Genomic DNA, 13,915 nt, shown 5'->3' with positions numbered 1-13,915 from the left:
GGGGGCCCCCCCCGCGGGGGGTCTGGGGGGCTACCCCCCCCCGGGGGGGGCCGGGGGGGGGGCGGCCGGCCCCCCCCCCCCCCCCCGCCGGGGGGGGGGGGGGCCCCCCCGGGGGGGGGGCCCCGCCCCTCAAGCGCGTCGAAGCGCTGGGTCAGTTGTGACCGAAGCGCTTCTGCTTGCTCTTTCGGGCGAGATCGCCCGGGGTCACCTGTGTCGACCGCTGCTCGCTCTGGGCCTCGATCGACGACTTCTGGGCCTGCTGCTGGCCACGCTCCGCCGCGCTGGACCTCTGCTGCTGGCTCCGGTCCTGTTTCTTGTTCTTCGCCATTGCTGCTGTGCCTCCGGATCGGGGTGACGGCCCCCCACAGGTCACCCTTGCACGCCCCCATGAAGACCGCATTTCGGGTCATTACCTTCGGTGACAGGAGTACTTCTCCGCCGCCGCCCGTATCCGCCACGCCGAAGATCCAGTTCGGACTGATAACCCCCGCGCGGTCGGGCAGACTCCTGGCAAGCCGAGGAGACCGGGGCACCGCCGTGCCGGGGCGACCGCACCGTGTGAACTCACCAGCACCGACCAGAACTCAGCCGAACTCATTTTGCATTCATGTGAACCCGTTCATGTGAACTCACGGAAAGAGGGTGGAACGTGGACCGCTGCGTCGTCCTGGTGGACGCCGGCTATCTGCTGGGCGCCGCCGCGAGCCTGCTGGCGGGGGAGCCCGCCAGGTCGCGCATCACCGTCGACCACGCGACCCTCATCCAGGGGCTGCGCGAGCGCGCCGAAGCCGACACCCAGCGTCCGCTGCTGCGGATCTACTGGTTCGACGGCGCCCCCGACCGGGTGCCCCAGCCCGAGCACCGGCGGCTGCGCGTGATGTCCCGCGTCACGGTCCGGCTGGGCGCGCTGACCCGCAGCGACGGCCGCTGGGCCCAGAAGGGCGTGGACGCGGCCATGCACGCCGAGCTCACCGAGCTCGCCCGCAACCGCGCCTGCTCGGACATCGTGCTCGTCACCGGCGACGGCGATCTGCTGCCCGGCCTGATGTCCGCCAAGGAACACGGCGTCGCCGTCCACCTGTGGGCGGTGCAGGCCGCCGACGGCGACTACAACCAGTCCGAGGACCTCGTCGCCGAGGCCGACGAGCGACGCGTCCTGGACCGCACCTGGATCACCCGCGCCGTACGGCCCAAGGAGCTCACCGGGCCCTGCGCCCCGCCGCCCGCGCCCCGGCCCGAGATCGCGGCGATCCTCTCCGCGCCGCTGCCCGAGACCGCCGCGGCCGCCGCTGCCGCGGCGGCCTCCGGGCACGGCGTGGAGAGCCGCCCGGCCGCCGAGCGCAACGGCGGCAGGCCCTCGACGGCCGCCCCGGCGGGCGGCAACGACACCCCCGCCACGCGCGGCGTGCCCACCCCGAAGGACCTCGCCGGCCTCGGGCGCGGCCCGGCGGGCGCACCCCCGGCCGGCACCCCGGCACCGGGCCCCGGCCAGAGCCCGGCCAACGGGCAGTCCGGCGCCGGGGCGACCCCCAACGCCACCCTGCGCTGGTCCTCCGACAAGGGCTGGATCGACCGCGGCGCGGGCAGCGGACTGGGAGAGTCCCCCGAGACGGCCTCCCTGCCCATGCTCGCCCAGCTCACCAGCGCCGAGCAGCGCTGGGCCGACCGCGAGGAGGACATCACCACCGTCGGCGGCGACCCCTTCGAGGTCGGTCAGGTCTTCGCCCGCCGGTGGGCCGAGCGCCTGACCGACTCCGTCCACCTCCAGCACCTCTCCACCGAGTACCCCCGCATCCCCCACCGCATCGACGGCGAGCTCCTGCGCTACGCCGCCCGCTTCGGGCTCCTCGCCCACAAGGACGACCAGATCGACGAACACGACCGCTACGCGATCCGCGCGGGCTTCTGGCGCGAGATCGACGCCCGGACGGCGGCGGAACACGCGCAGGCGGGAGACTGACCCACAGGCCGGGGACGGTTCGGCGGCGCAACCGTGCCCCCGAGCGAGCCGCAGGCGTCGGGGCGCGTACCCTCATAGCTCGTGAGAACGGTCGGGAAACAGGCGGAGCGGGCCGCGGGCGCCACGGTGTGCACCGTGCGGGGGCTCGTCAAGACCTACCCGGCCGCGCGCGGGCGACGCGGTCGTCCGGGCGCGGATCCCGTCCGGGCCACCGACGGCGTCGACCTCGACATCCGGCGCGGTGAGATCTTCGGGCTGCTCGGCCCCAACGGCGCCGGCAAGACCACGCTCGTCCGCCAGCTCACCGGGCTGCTCCGCCCCGACGCGGGCAGCGTCGCCCTCCTCGGCCACGACCTCGTCCGCCATCCCGAGCGCGCCGCGCGTCTCGTCGGCTACCTCGGTCAGGAGTCGACCGCGCTGGACGAGCTGACCGTGGCCCTGGCCGCCGAGACCACCGGCCGGCTGCGCGGCCTGGACCTGGGCACGGCCCGGGCCGAGCGGGACGCCGTCCTCGACGAGCTGGGCCTCGGCCCCCTCGCCGGCCGTCCGCTGAAGAAGCTTTCCGGCGGCCAGCGCCGCCTCGCCTGTTTCGCCGCCGCGCTGGTCGGCGACCGTCCCCTGCTCGTCCTGGACGAGCCGACCACCGGCATGGACCCCGTGGCCCGCCGGGCCGTGTGGGCCGCCGTGGACCGGCGCCGCGCCGAGCGGGGCACCACCGTGCTGCTGGTCACCCACAACGTCATCGAGGCCGAGACCGTGCTGGACCGGGTCGCGGTCCTGGAGCACGGGCGGATCATCGCCTGTGACACCCCGTCGGGGCTCAAGGAGCTCGTCGGCGACGAGGTCCGCGTCGATCTGGTCTGGCGCACCGAGCCGCCGCTGGACGTGCCCGAGGTCGCCGCGCTGCGGGACGCCGCCCTGGAGACCGGCCGCCGCTGGTCGCTGCGGCTCGGCCCGGCGGAGGCGCGTGCCGCCGTCGCCGCGGTGACCGGTGGCCCCGCCTTCGCCGCGCTGGACGACTTCACGCTCGCCACGCCGAGCCTGGAGGACGTCTACCTCGCGCTGGGCGGCGGCCGGGCGCAGGGGCTGGTGAAGGCGTGACGAGGTCCGTAGCGAACAGGAGCTGTGCCGCGTGAGTGCCGTATCCGCAGAGGCGGTGTCCGCAGAAGCGGTGTCCGGGAAGGTCCGGGACGGGGACCGGACCGGGGCCGAGGACGGTGCCGCCGCCCCGCTCGCACCCGGGGCGCGGATGCTGCCCGCGCTGGTGGCCGTCTACCGGGCGCAGCTCTCGCGCGCCCGCGTGGCGCGGATCCCGCTGCTGTTCGTGGCGACCTTCCAGTCCGTCGGCATCATGATCATGATGCGTGGCGTCGTCGACGGCGGTGACGAGGCCCGGTCCGTCGTGGCCGGCTCCAGCGTCCTGGTCGTGGCGTTCGTCGCGCTCAACCTCCTCGCCCAGTACTTCGGCCAGTTGCGCGCCGGCGGCGGCCTCGACTACTACGCGACGCTGCCGGTGCCACCCGCGGCGGTCGTGCTGGGGGCGGCCGGGGCGTACGCGTCCTTCACCGCGCCCGGCACCCTCGTCACGGCGGTGGTGGGCAGTGTGCTGTTCAAGCTGCCGATGGCGCATTTGTGGGTGCTGGCGGCCGTGATCCCGCTGTCGGGCGCGGCCCTCGCCGGGCTGGGCGCCGCCCTGGGGCTGCTCGCCCCGCGCCAGGAGCTCGCCACGCTGGGTGGTCAGCTGGGCATGTCGGCGGCGCTGCTGCTGGGCGTGCTGCCGGCCGCGCACATGCCGGCACCGGTCGCGTTCGCACGGGATCTGCTGCCGTCGACCTACGGCGTGGAGGCGTTCGCGCGGACCTTCGACGCGCATCCGGGCTGGCTGCTGGTGGCGGCCGACCTCGGGGTGTGCGCGGCCGTCGGCGTGGTGTCGCTGGCCGTGGCCACCTGGGCCTATCGCCGGGCGGCCGTGCGGTGACGCGCCGCACCGACCCTCCTGGCGCCGGGGTGCCCGCGCCGACCTGGCACGATGGCGGGGTGACCGCACCGCTGACGCCGCAGGACGACTCCTCCTCCGACTCCTCCTCGGACGACCGGGGCTCCGGGCCCGTGCTCGGGCCCGACCACGCCGAGCAGGACGACCGGGCGCGGGAGCAGGACCGCGAGCGGGCCCGGGAGGAGGCGCGCGCGGAGCTGCGGCAGGCCGCGGTGGTGCTCGTGGCCGTGACGGTGGCCGGCGTGCTGCTGGGTCTGCTCTGGGCGTGGCTGGCGCCCCGGGTGCCGCTGATCTCCGACGGCAAGGCCGTCTATCTGAAGAACACCGAGGGCGAGCAGGCCATCGGCGCGGACGGCTGGTTCGGGCTGCTGGGGCTGTGCCTGGGCGCGCTGAGCGCGGCCCTGGTGTTCCTCTTCCGCCGGGCCGGTGGCATCGCGATCGTCGTGGGCCTGGCGGTCGGCTCGCTGCTGGCCTCGGTGGTCGGCTGGCGCCTGGGCATCCGGCTCGGCCCCACCAGCGATGTGGTGGCCCACGCCCGGGCCGTCGGCAAGGGCGTCGTCTTCGACGCGCCGCTGCGGCTGGGGGCGAAGGGGATGCTGCTGGCGTGGCCGCTGGCGGCGATGGCCGCGCACCTGGGGCTGACGGCGCTGTTCGGTCCGCGGGATCCGGAGCCGGCGATCGTTCCGCACTGGCCGGAGGGATAGCCCCGGCCCCGCCGCCGAAATCAGCCCGTCCGGCGGCTGAGGACCGGGGTCCGGGGCGGAGCCCCGGCTCTACGCCGGCCGACGGCCGTGGTTGGCCCGCCCCTTCCTCAGCCGCCAGCGACGCTTACGGGTGCGCTTCGACATGGGCGTCCCCTCCCCTTCGCGGGACGCCGGACGCGGCCCGCCCCTCGGTCGTAGCGAAGGGCGGGAACACCGTCAAGGGCGCGCGATCGCCGCCACCACCGCTCCCGTCAGCGCCGCCAGGTCGTCCGGCGCGAGCTCGACCTCCAGCCCCCGCCGCCCCGCCGACACACAGATCGTGGGGTGCGCCCGCGCGGAGGCGTCCAGCGCGGTCGGGAGCCGCTTGCGCTGACCGAGCGGGGAGATGCCGCCCCGGACGTACCCCGTCGTGCGCTCGGCCGCGGCCGGGTCGGCCATCGCGGCCCGCTTGCCGCCGACGGCCGTGGCGAGCGCCTTGAGGTCGAGCGAGCCCGAGACCGGTACGACGGCCACGGTCAGCGCGCCGTCGACCTCGGCGACGAGGGTCTTGAACACCCGCCCGGGCGCCACGCCCAGCGCCTGTGCGGCCTCCTCGCCGTAGGAGGGGGTGGCCGGGTCGTGCTCGTAGGCGTGGACGGTGAAGGCGGCGCCGGCCTTCTCCAGGGCGACGATCGCGGGCGTCGCGCCCGCGGCCTGTCGCTTGCCGTTGCCGCCTGCTTTGCCGTTCTTCTTCGCCAAAACCTGGTCCTGTCGATCAGTTGGGGCTGGTGGGCCGCCGGGTGAGTTCGACGGCGGGCAGGGAGGGGAGTTTGCCCATGACGGCCGTCTCGGCGCGCAGCAGCCGCAGTTCCTCCGCGAGCCGCGAGGTGGTGTCGGGCGCCTGGAGCAGCCGCTGCTTGGCCGGGGTGTCCAGCACCGCCGCCGCCGCGACCAGGTAGGACAGCACCCTGGGCTCGCCCGGCAGGTCCGCGCGGCCCGCCAGCGAGGCGTCGTTCGCCCCGGCCAGCCGCTTCTGGTAGGCGCGGAAGGCCCGGACGACGCCCGAGGCGAGCGCCCCGGCCTCCTCGCCCTGCCGCTCCTCGACGTGCTCGATCTCGGCGGTGAGGTACGGGCCGGAGGCGTCGACGGACAGCAGCTTGAAGCGGGTCGTGCCGGTGGCGAGGACCTCGTACGAGCCGTTGGGGCGCTTGCGGATGGTGGCAGCGTCGGCCACACAGCCCATGGAGTAGAAGGACGTGATCGGGTCGGTGCCGAAGCCGGAGGCCGGGCCCGGCTCGGGGCGGGACTCCTCAGGCAGGCCGGGGGCGCTGGGGGCCACCTCGTGGCCGTCGCGGATGGCGACGACGCCGAAGCGGCGCGGTGTGTCCTCGGGCAGCTCCGCCAGGTCGCGCATCAGCGCGCGGTACCGCCGCTCGAAGACGTTCAGCGGGAGCACGAGGCCCGGGAACAGAACCGAGTTCAGCGGGAAGAGGGGAAGGCGCTCGGTGGTCACGGGCGGTAAGCCTAATGGCCGTGCGGCCCGCCGGAGCGGGGATTTCTCCCGGGGCGGAGCGGCCGGAGCCGGTCCGCCCCCGGAGCCGGGTCCGCGCGGGCCGCCGCCGGCCGCTCGTGTCACTGCCGGCGCAGCAGCCGGGACGCGCCCGCCGCGACCGTGGTGGCGAGGATCCAGCCCAGCAGCGTGAGCGCCGCGACCACCCACTGGGCGGCGCCGGTGGGCCGCCACGCCGTGCCCTGTCCCAGGTCGATGACGGGCAGCAGCAGGTCCAGGGAGTACAGCTCGGGGTTCCACGCCGGGCCCTCGCCCTCCTTCAGCGGGGGCAGCGGCCGGTAGGAGAAGTAGCAGGCGCCGATCGCCCACAGCACGGCCATCCACACGGCGGCCCGGCCGGGACGGTAGCCGTACGCCACCGTCCAGTCCTGGAGATAGCCCCAGGCCTTGCCCGCCGGCGGCAGCGTCTCGCGTCTGCGGCGCTGCTTGGCGAGCAGGACCTCCCGCGCGTCGGCGTCCTCGCCGCTGGCGCGCAGGGCGCCCGCCAGCCGCTCGTAGGGCTCCGGCGCGTACTCCGGGGTGGCCGCCGCCAGCCAGTCCAGCCGGCGGGCCAGGGGGAAGGAGCCCGTCGGGATCAGGTTCTCGTAGGTGAAGCCGGCCATGGCCAGCCCGCCGGGGCCGGGCCAGCTGTCGAAGCGGTCGACGAGATTGACCACGCGCGCCCCGGACAGCACCACCCGGCCGCGCTGCTGCCGCTCCCCGAGGAAACGCAGCTCGGGCGTCTGCACCCGGCGCAGCGACAGCTCCTGGTCGGCCTCCATCACGAAGCGGGCCTCGCTGAGGTCCACGGCGTCGCCGAACCGTCCGTCGTCCAGCCGTGCCCCGCCCAGGCACTCGAAGCGCCGCTGCCGGTCCTGCTCGGGTGTGGTGGTGGCGATGCCGAACGGGGGAGTGGCGCCGCTGGTGTAGCGGGCGTAGCCGAGGCCCGCCGAGGTCAGGTAGAGGGTGCGTTCGACCTTCAGCTGGGGGGCGTTGAGCGCGCGGCGGCCGAAGGGGTTGTTGAGGGTGGAGCCGCGCAGGCTCAGCGAGGCGCCGATGGTCGCGCCGCGCATGCTCAGCTCGCCGTGGGAGCGCATCATCTCGGCCTGGAGGTCCTGTCCCACGGTCATCCCGTCGGCGGCGATGGACAGCCCGCGCCGGTCGCGGCGCACCACCAGCTGGTTGAGCAGCAGGTCCGTGCCGATGTGGGCGTCCGTCAGCCGGATGCCGTGCTGGACGACGCAGCGCGGCAGATGCAGATCGCCCTCGGTGCGGATCCGGGCGGCCTCCACCCGGGGTATGGCGCAGCCGACCAGGCGCAGGGTGGAGAAGGTGCTCTCGGGCAGCAGCAGCTGCTGTTCGAACCGGCAGTTGTGGAGCTCGACGTAGGGGGTGACGGTGCCGCCGGAGAGGTCCAGGGTGCCGGTGATCCGTACGCCGTTGAGCTTGAGCGCGGCCACCCGGCCGGGGTGCGGCGGGGGCCCGCTGAGCAGCAGCAGGGCCACGACCCGGGCGCGCACGGTGCGCTCGGGACCCCAGGCGTGCTGCCCGCCCGGGTCGTTGAGCTCGGGCCGTGGGCTGCGCAGATCGAGGGTGGCGCCCTTGCGGAAGGCCTCCCACATGTCCCGCTCGGCGGTGGTCAGGTCGAGATCGGCGGGCGGTGCGCCCACGGCTCCTTCGGTCACGCTCTCCCCCCTCTCACGGCCCGAACGTCTCCCACGCCGGCGCGCGTACGTTCGTAAGCGCCCCGCGTACCCGCCCCATTCCCGCCGGGTGACCGTTCGAACACCAGCGGTGAAGGGCGATTGTCCGTCCACCGTCACTCAAAGATCAACTCTTTGGCGGCATATCAGTGGGTGGTACGGGGAGCGGTGCGACAGGACGGGTCTGAGACAATTGACCGCGTGATCTCCCGAATCGATCTGCGCGGCGACGCCTTCCCTGTGAACGGCATCGACCGCGACCTGCTGCCCCGTGCCGAGCTCGACGTCGAGGCCGCCCTGGACAAGGTGCGGCCCATCTGCGACGACGTGCATCATCGCGGCACCGCGGCCCTGATCGACTACGCGGAGCGCTTCGACGGAGTGAGGATCGACCGGGTGCGGGTCCCCGCCGAGGCGATCACCAAGGCCCTGGAGGAGCTCGACCCGGCCGTGCGCGCCGCGCTGGAGGAGTCCATCCGCCGCGCCCGCCTCGTCCACCGCGAGCAGCGCCGCACCGACACCACCGTCCAGGTCGTGCCCGGCGGCACGGTCACCGAGCGCTGGGTGCCCGTCCGGCGCGTCGGCCTCTACGTCCCGGGCGGCCGGTCCGTCTACCCCTCGTCCGTCGTGATGAACGTCGTCCCGGCCCAGGAGGCCGGCGTGCCCTCCATGGCCGTCGCCTCACCGCCCCAGAAGGACTTCGGCGGCCTGCCGCACCCGACGATCCTGGCCGCCTGCGCGCTGCTGGGCATCGACGAGGTGTACGCGGCCGGCGGCGCCCAGGCCGTCGCCATGTTCGCCTACGGCACCGACGAGTGCCTCCGGGCCGACATGGTCACCGGCCCCGGCAACATCTGGGTCGCCGCCGCCAAGCGGCTGCTCAAGGGCCGTATCGGCATCGACGCCGAGGCCGGCCCCACCGAGATCGCCGTCCTCGCCGACGCCACCGCCGACCCGGCGCACGTCGCCGCCGACCTCATCAGCCAGGCCGAGCACGACCCGCTGGCCGCCTCCGTCCTCGTCACCGACTCCGAGGAGCTCGCGAACGCGGTCGAGAAGGAGCTCGCCGTCCAGGTCGCGGCCACCAAGCACGTCGACGACCGGATCGTCCCGGCCCTCGGCGGCCGCCAGTCCGGCATCGTGCTGGTCGACGGCATCGAGCAGGGCCTGGAGGTCGTGGACGCCTACGCCGCCGAGCACCTGGAGATCCAGACCGCCGACGCCGCCGCCGTGGCCGCCCGCGTCCGCAACGCCGGCGCGATCTTCGTCGGCCCGTACTCCCCGGTGTCCCTGGGCGACTACGCCGCCGGCTCCAACCACGTCCTGCCCACCGGCGGCTGCGCCTGCCACTCCTCCGGGCTGTCCGTGCAGTCCTTCCTGCGCGGCATCCACGTCGTGGACTACAGCCGCGAGGCGCTCGCCGACGTCGCGGGCCACGTGGTGACGCTCGCCGAGGCCGAGGACCTGCCCGCCCACGGCGCGGCGGTCAAGGCGAGGTTCGACTGGAAGGTGCCGCAGAGCAAGTGACGCACGTGACCGGAATCGACGACCTCCCCATCCGGGACGAACTGCGCGGCAAGTCCCCGTACGGCGCCCCCCAGCTCGACGTGCCCGTACGCCTGAACACCAACGAGAACCCCTACCCCCTCCCCGAGCCCCTGGTCGCCCGGATCGCCGAGCGCGTCGCCGAGGCCGCCCGGCACCTCAACCGCTACCCCGACCGGGACGCGGTCGAGCTGCGCACCGAGCTCGCCAAGTACCTCACCCGCACCACGGGCCACGAGGTCACCATGGGACACGTCTGGGCCGCCAACGGCTCCAACGAGGTCCTCCAGCAACTGCTCCAGACCTTCGGCGGACCGGGCCGCTCGGCGATGGGCTTCGAGCCCTCGTACTCGATGCACGCCCTGATCTCCCGCGGCACCGGCACCGGCTGGATCTCCGGACCCCGCCGCGCCGACTTCACCATCGACGTCGACGCCGCCGAGGCCGCCATCGCCGAGCACCGGCCCGAGGTCGTCTTCATCTGCTCGCCGAACAACCCCACGGGCACGGCGGTCGACGAGGAGACGGTCCTGCGGCTGTACGAGGCCGCCCAGGCGGCCCGCCCGTCGCTGGTCGTCGTCGACGAGGCGTACGGCGAGTTCAGCCACCGCCCCTCGCTGCTGCCGCTGATCGAGGGCCGCCCCCACCTCGTCGTCTCCCGCACCATGTCCAAGGCCTTCGGCGCCGCCGGGCTGCGCCTCGGCTACCTCGCCGCGCACCCCGCCGTGGTCGACGCCGTCCAGCTCGTCCGGCTGCCGTACCACCTGTCGGCCGTCACCCAGGCCACGGCGCTCGCCGCCCTGGAGCACACGGACACGCTGCTCGGCTACGTCGAACAGCTCAAGGCCGAACGCGACCGCATCGTCACCGAGCTGCGCGCCATGGGCTGCGAGGTGACCGATTCCGACGCCAACTTCGTCCAGTTCGGACGCTTCGACGACAGCCACACCGCCTGGCAGGCCATCCTCGACCACGGTGTCCTGGTACGGGACAACGGCGTACCGGGATGGCTGCGGGTGACCGCGGGCACGCCGGAGGAGAACGACGCCTTCCTGGACGCAGTACGCGCCATTCGCAAGGAGAGCAACTCATGAGCCGCGTTGGGCGCGTCGAGCGCACCACCAAGGAGACCTCCGTCCTGGTCGAGATCGACCTCGACGGCACCGGGCAGGTCGATGTGTCGACCGGGGTCGGCTTCTTCGACCACATGCTCGACCAGCTCGGTCGCCACGGCCTGTTCGACCTCACCGTCAAGACCGACGGCGACCTCCACATCGACACCCACCACACCATCGAGGACACCGCCCTCGCGCTGGGCGCCGCCTTCAAGCAGGCCCTCGGCGACAAGGTGGGCATCTACCGCTTCGGCAACTGCACCGTGCCGCTGGACGAGTCCCTCGCCCAGGTCACCGTGGACCTCTCCGGCCGCCCCTACCTCGTGCACACCGAGCCCGAGAACATGGCGCCGATGATCGGCACCTACGACACGACGATGACCCGGCACATCCTGGAGTCCTTCGTCGCCCAGGCGCAGATCGCCCTCCACGTCCACGTCCCGTACGGGCGCAACGCCCACCACATCGTGGAGTGCCAGTTCAAGGCCCTCGCCCGCGCCCTGCGCTACGCCAGTGAGCGCGACCCGCGCGCGGCCGGGATCCTCCCCTCGACGAAGGGCGCCCTCTAACCGTGAACGGCACCTCCACCGCGCTCATCCTCGTCGGACTGTTCCTGGTCGGCGGCATCATCTCGTTCCTCAAGCAGGGCATGCCCAAGGGCGTGATCGTGCTGCTCGGCATCGGCGCCGCCATGTGCCTGACCGCCGGCGTCCTGCGCGTCGAAGGGCTGTGGTCATGAGCACCCCGAAGAAGGTCGTCGTCTTCGACTACGGCTTCGGCAACGTCCGCTCCGCCGAGCGGGCCCTCGCCCACGTCGGCGCCGACGTCGAGATCACCCGCGACTACGAGACCGCCATGAACGCCGACGGGCTCCTCGTCCCCGGCGTCGGCGCGTTCGCCGCCTGTATGCAGGGCCTGCGCTCCGCCCGGGGCGACTGGATCGTCGGGCGCCGGCTGTCCGGCGGCCGCCCCGTCATGGGCATCTGCGTCGGCATGCAGATCCTCTTCGAGCGCGGCATCGAGCACGGCGTCGAGACCGAGGGCCTCGACGAGTGGCCCGGCACGGTCGAGCCGCTCAAGGCCGACGTCGTCCCTCACATGGGCTGGAACACCGTCGCCCCGGCCGAGGGCTCCGCGCTCTTCGCCGGCCTCGACGCGGACACCCGCTACTACTTCGTGCACTCCTACGCCGTGCGCGAGTGGAGCCTGGAGGTCGGCAACGCCAACATCCGCGCCCCCAAGGTCACCTGGGCCACCCATGGCGAGCCGTTCGTCGCCGCCGTGGAGAACGGCCCCCTGTGGGCCACCCAGTTCCACCCCGAGAAGTCCGGCGACGCCGGAGCGGCCCTGCTCCGCAACTGGCTGGACACGCTGTGACCGCAGCACCCCGCCGTCGCCGCGCCGACGGCCGTGACACCCGGCCGGCCCCCTCATCCGTAAGGTCCACTTCATGACCCACCGCCTCGAACTCCTGCCCGCCGTCGACGTCCGCAACGGCCAGGCCGTCCGTCTCGTCCATGGCGAGTCCGGCTCCGAGACGTCGTACGGCGACCCGCTCGCCGCCGCTCAGACCTGGCAGCGCGCGGGCGCGGAATGGCTCCACCTGGTCGACCTGGACGCCGCCTTCGGCACCGGCGACAACCGCGCGCAGGTCGCCGAGGTCGCCCGCTCCATGGACATCAAGGTCGAACTCTCCGGCGGCATCCGCGACGACGCCTCGCTCGCCGCGGCCCTCGCCACCGGCTGCACCCGCGTCAACCTCGGCACCGCCGCCCTGGAGTCCCCCGAGTGGGTCGCCAAGGTCATCGCCGAGCACGGCGACCGCATCGCGGTCGGCCTGGACGTCCGCGGCACCACCCTGCGCGGCCGCGGCTGGACCCGCGACGGCGGCGACCTCTACGAGACCCTCGCCCGCCTCGACGCCGAGGGCTGCGCCCGCTACGTCGTCACCGACATCGCCAAGGACGGCACCCTCCAGGGCCCCAACCTGGAGCTGCTGAGGAACGTCTGCGCCGTCACCGACCGCCCGGTCGTGGCCTCCGGCGGGGTCTCCTCTCTTGACGATCTGCGCGCGATCGCCACCCTGGTACCGGAGGGCGTCGAAGGAGCGATCGTCGGAAAGGCCCTCTACGCCAAGGCGTTCACCTTGGAAGAGGCCCTGGAGGCAGTGTCCGTATGAGCGAGAGCCCGGCCCGGCGGCACGTCCAGACGAACAGTCCTTGGGAAGCGGAGATCGGCTTCGCACGTGCCGTCGCGGTCGGGGACCGGGTGCATGTCGCCGGGACGATGTCGCTGGTGAACGGCGTCCTCCACGGTGAGGGCGACCCCTACGAGCAGGCCCGCACGGCCTTCGGCAACGCGCTCGCCGCGCTGGAGGAGTTCGGCCTCGGCCCGGAGTCCGTCGTCCGCACCCGGATGTATCTCACCCACGCGCGGGACGTGGACGCGGTCGGCCGCGCCCACAAGGAGCTCTTCGACGCCGTCCGGCCCGCCGCGACCCTGGTCGTGGTCTCCGGCTTCGTCGACTCCCGTGTGCTGGTCGAAGTAGAAGTAGAAGCTTTCAGAGGAGCAACGGCGTGACCCTCGCGGTCCGAGTCATCCCCTGCCTGGACGTGGACAACGGCCGGGTCGTCAAGGGCGTCAATTTCCAGAACCTGCGCGACGCGGGCGACCCCGTGGAAATGGCCAGGATCTACGGCCAGGAGGGCGCCGACGAGCTGACCTTCCTCGACATCACGGCCTCCTCCGGCAACCGCGAGACCACCTACGACGTGGTGCGCCGCACCGCCGAGCAGGTCTTCATCCCGCTGACGGTGGGCGGCGGCGTCCGCACCGCCGAGGACGTCGACAAGCTGCTGCGGGCCGGTGCCGACAAGGTCGGCGTCAACACCGCCGCCATCGAACGGCCGGAGCTGATCCGCGAGATCGCCGAGCGCTTCGGCCGCCAGGTCCTGGTCCTGTCGGTGGACGCCCGCCGCACGGCGACCGGCTCCTTCGAGGTCACGACCCACGGCGGCCGCCGCGGCACCGGCATGGACGCCGTGGAGTGGGCCCACCGCGCCGCGGAACTGGGCGCCGGCGAGATCCTGCTGAACTCCATGGACGCCGACGGCACCAAGGACGGCTACGACACGGAGATGATCACCGCCGTGCGCCGCCACGTCACCGTCCCCGTCATCGCCAGCGGCGGCGCGGGCCGCCTGGAGCACTTCGCCCCCGCCGTCGAGGCGGGCGCGGACGCGGTCCTGGCCGCGTCGGTCTTCCACTTCGGCGACCTGCGCATCGGGGACGTGAAGGGTGCCCTGCGGGACGCGGGGCACCCGGTTCGCTAGCCGCTCGAACGCCGGACGGGCCGACTTCGTCG

At 73.7% G+C, this 13,915-nt stretch carries 16 protein-coding genes; 12 read left to right on the top strand and 4 right to left on the bottom strand.

Annotated features, from left to right (window positions below; genetic code table 11):
- Positions 1 to 151: 151 nt before the first annotated feature.
- Complete coding sequence (locus ACFYZR_RS01100; protein WP_391903083.1) at positions 152 to 328, bottom strand: hypothetical protein; 177 nt, start codon at positions 326 to 328, stop codon at positions 152 to 154.
- A gap of 321 nt (positions 329 to 649) precedes the next feature.
- On the opposite strand from ACFYZR_RS01100, the gene ACFYZR_RS01095 reads away from it, so the two are divergent.
- The 4 genes from ACFYZR_RS01095 (at position 650) to ACFYZR_RS01080 (ending at position 4,660) form a co-directional block, all read left to right on the top strand.
- A complete protein-coding gene (locus ACFYZR_RS01095; RefSeq protein ID WP_391903080.1) occupies positions 650 to 1,960 on the top strand; it encodes an NYN domain-containing protein in 1,311 nt (436 codons plus the stop codon).
- A 126-nt stretch (positions 1,961 to 2,086) separates the two neighbouring features.
- Complete coding sequence (locus tag ACFYZR_RS01090; protein WP_391904328.1) at positions 2,087 to 3,061, top strand: ABC transporter ATP-binding protein; 975 nt, start codon at positions 2,087 to 2,089, stop codon at positions 3,059 to 3,061.
- A gap of 31 nt (positions 3,062 to 3,092) precedes the next feature.
- Positions 3,093 to 3,938: an ABC transporter permease gene (locus ACFYZR_RS01085; protein WP_391903078.1), complete on the top strand. Its 846-nt coding sequence runs from the start codon at positions 3,093 to 3,095 to the stop codon at positions 3,936 to 3,938.
- Between the two features lie 59 nt (positions 3,939 to 3,997).
- Entirely contained in the window at positions 3,998 to 4,660 is a 663-nt protein-coding gene (locus ACFYZR_RS01080; RefSeq protein WP_391903075.1) for an ABC transporter permease, read from the top strand.
- A gap of 216 nt (positions 4,661 to 4,876) precedes the next feature.
- On the opposite strand, the gene ybaK is transcribed toward ACFYZR_RS01080, so the two are convergent.
- From ybaK to ACFYZR_RS01065, 3 genes are all read right to left on the bottom strand, one after another.
- Positions 4,877 to 5,398 carry a Cys-tRNA(Pro) deacylase gene (gene ybaK, locus ACFYZR_RS01075; RefSeq protein WP_391903073.1) on the bottom strand — a complete coding sequence of 174 codons (522 nt, stop codon included), beginning with the start codon at positions 5,396 to 5,398 and terminating at the stop codon, positions 4,877 to 4,879.
- Between the two features lie 16 nt (positions 5,399 to 5,414).
- Entirely contained in the window at positions 5,415 to 6,152 is a 738-nt protein-coding gene (locus ACFYZR_RS01070; protein ID WP_391903071.1) for an LON peptidase substrate-binding domain-containing protein, read from the bottom strand.
- Between the two features lie 119 nt (positions 6,153 to 6,271).
- On the bottom strand, positions 6,272 to 7,873 hold the full coding sequence (locus ACFYZR_RS01065; protein WP_391903068.1) for an oxidoreductase: 1,602 nt from the start codon (positions 7,871 to 7,873) through the stop codon (positions 6,272 to 6,274).
- A 219-nt stretch (positions 7,874 to 8,092) separates the two neighbouring features.
- Here ACFYZR_RS01065 and hisD point away from each other — a divergent pair, with 219 nt between their 5' ends.
- The 8 genes from hisD (at position 8,093) to hisF (ending at position 13,883) form a co-directional block, all read left to right on the top strand.
- Complete coding sequence (gene hisD / locus ACFYZR_RS01060) at positions 8,093 to 9,418, top strand: histidinol dehydrogenase (protein WP_391903065.1); 1,326 nt, start codon at positions 8,093 to 8,095, stop codon at positions 9,416 to 9,418.
- 5 nt (positions 9,419 to 9,423) lie between these two features.
- On the top strand, positions 9,424 to 10,530 hold the full coding sequence (locus ACFYZR_RS01055; protein ID WP_391904325.1) for a histidinol-phosphate transaminase: 1,107 nt from the start codon (positions 9,424 to 9,426) through the stop codon (positions 10,528 to 10,530).
- Entirely contained in the window at positions 10,527 to 11,120 is a 594-nt protein-coding gene (gene hisB / locus ACFYZR_RS01050; protein WP_391903062.1) for an imidazoleglycerol-phosphate dehydratase HisB, read from the top strand. Before ACFYZR_RS01055 ends, hisB begins: the two co-directional genes overlap by 4 nt.
- Before the next feature lie 2 nt (positions 11,121 to 11,122).
- Positions 11,123 to 11,290 carry a hypothetical protein gene (locus ACFYZR_RS01045; RefSeq protein ID WP_391903059.1) on the top strand — a complete coding sequence of 56 codons (168 nt, stop codon included), beginning with the start codon at positions 11,123 to 11,125 and terminating at the stop codon, positions 11,288 to 11,290.
- Positions 11,287 to 11,928 carry an imidazole glycerol phosphate synthase subunit HisH gene (gene hisH / locus ACFYZR_RS01040; protein ID WP_391903056.1) on the top strand — a complete coding sequence of 214 codons (642 nt, stop codon included), beginning with the start codon at positions 11,287 to 11,289 and terminating at the stop codon, positions 11,926 to 11,928. The genes ACFYZR_RS01045 and hisH overlap by 4 nt, the downstream gene beginning before the upstream one ends.
- A gap of 73 nt (positions 11,929 to 12,001) precedes the next feature.
- The gene (gene priA / locus ACFYZR_RS01035) at positions 12,002 to 12,730 is read left to right on the top strand and encodes a bifunctional 1-(5-phosphoribosyl)-5-((5-phosphoribosylamino)methylideneamino)imidazole-4-carboxamide isomerase/phosphoribosylanthranilate isomerase PriA (RefSeq protein ID WP_391903054.1); all 729 of its coding nucleotides are present in this window, start codon (positions 12,002 to 12,004) and stop codon (positions 12,728 to 12,730) included.
- A complete protein-coding gene (locus ACFYZR_RS01030; protein WP_391903052.1) occupies positions 12,727 to 13,131 on the top strand; it encodes a RidA family protein in 405 nt (134 codons plus the stop codon). The genes priA and ACFYZR_RS01030 overlap by 4 nt, the downstream gene beginning before the upstream one ends.
- Positions 13,128 to 13,883, top strand: a complete 756-nt coding sequence (gene hisF / locus ACFYZR_RS01025; RefSeq protein ID WP_391903050.1) for an imidazole glycerol phosphate synthase subunit HisF — start codon at positions 13,128 to 13,130, stop codon at positions 13,881 to 13,883. The genes ACFYZR_RS01030 and hisF overlap by 4 nt, the downstream gene beginning before the upstream one ends.
- Positions 13,884 to 13,915 lie beyond the last annotated feature (32 nt).

This window comes from Streptomyces sp. NPDC001678 (genome assembly GCF_042892945.1).
Taxonomy (GTDB): domain Bacteria; phylum Actinomycetota; class Actinomycetes; order Streptomycetales; family Streptomycetaceae; genus Streptomyces.
This window is presented reverse-complemented; position numbering and strand designations above follow the sequence as displayed.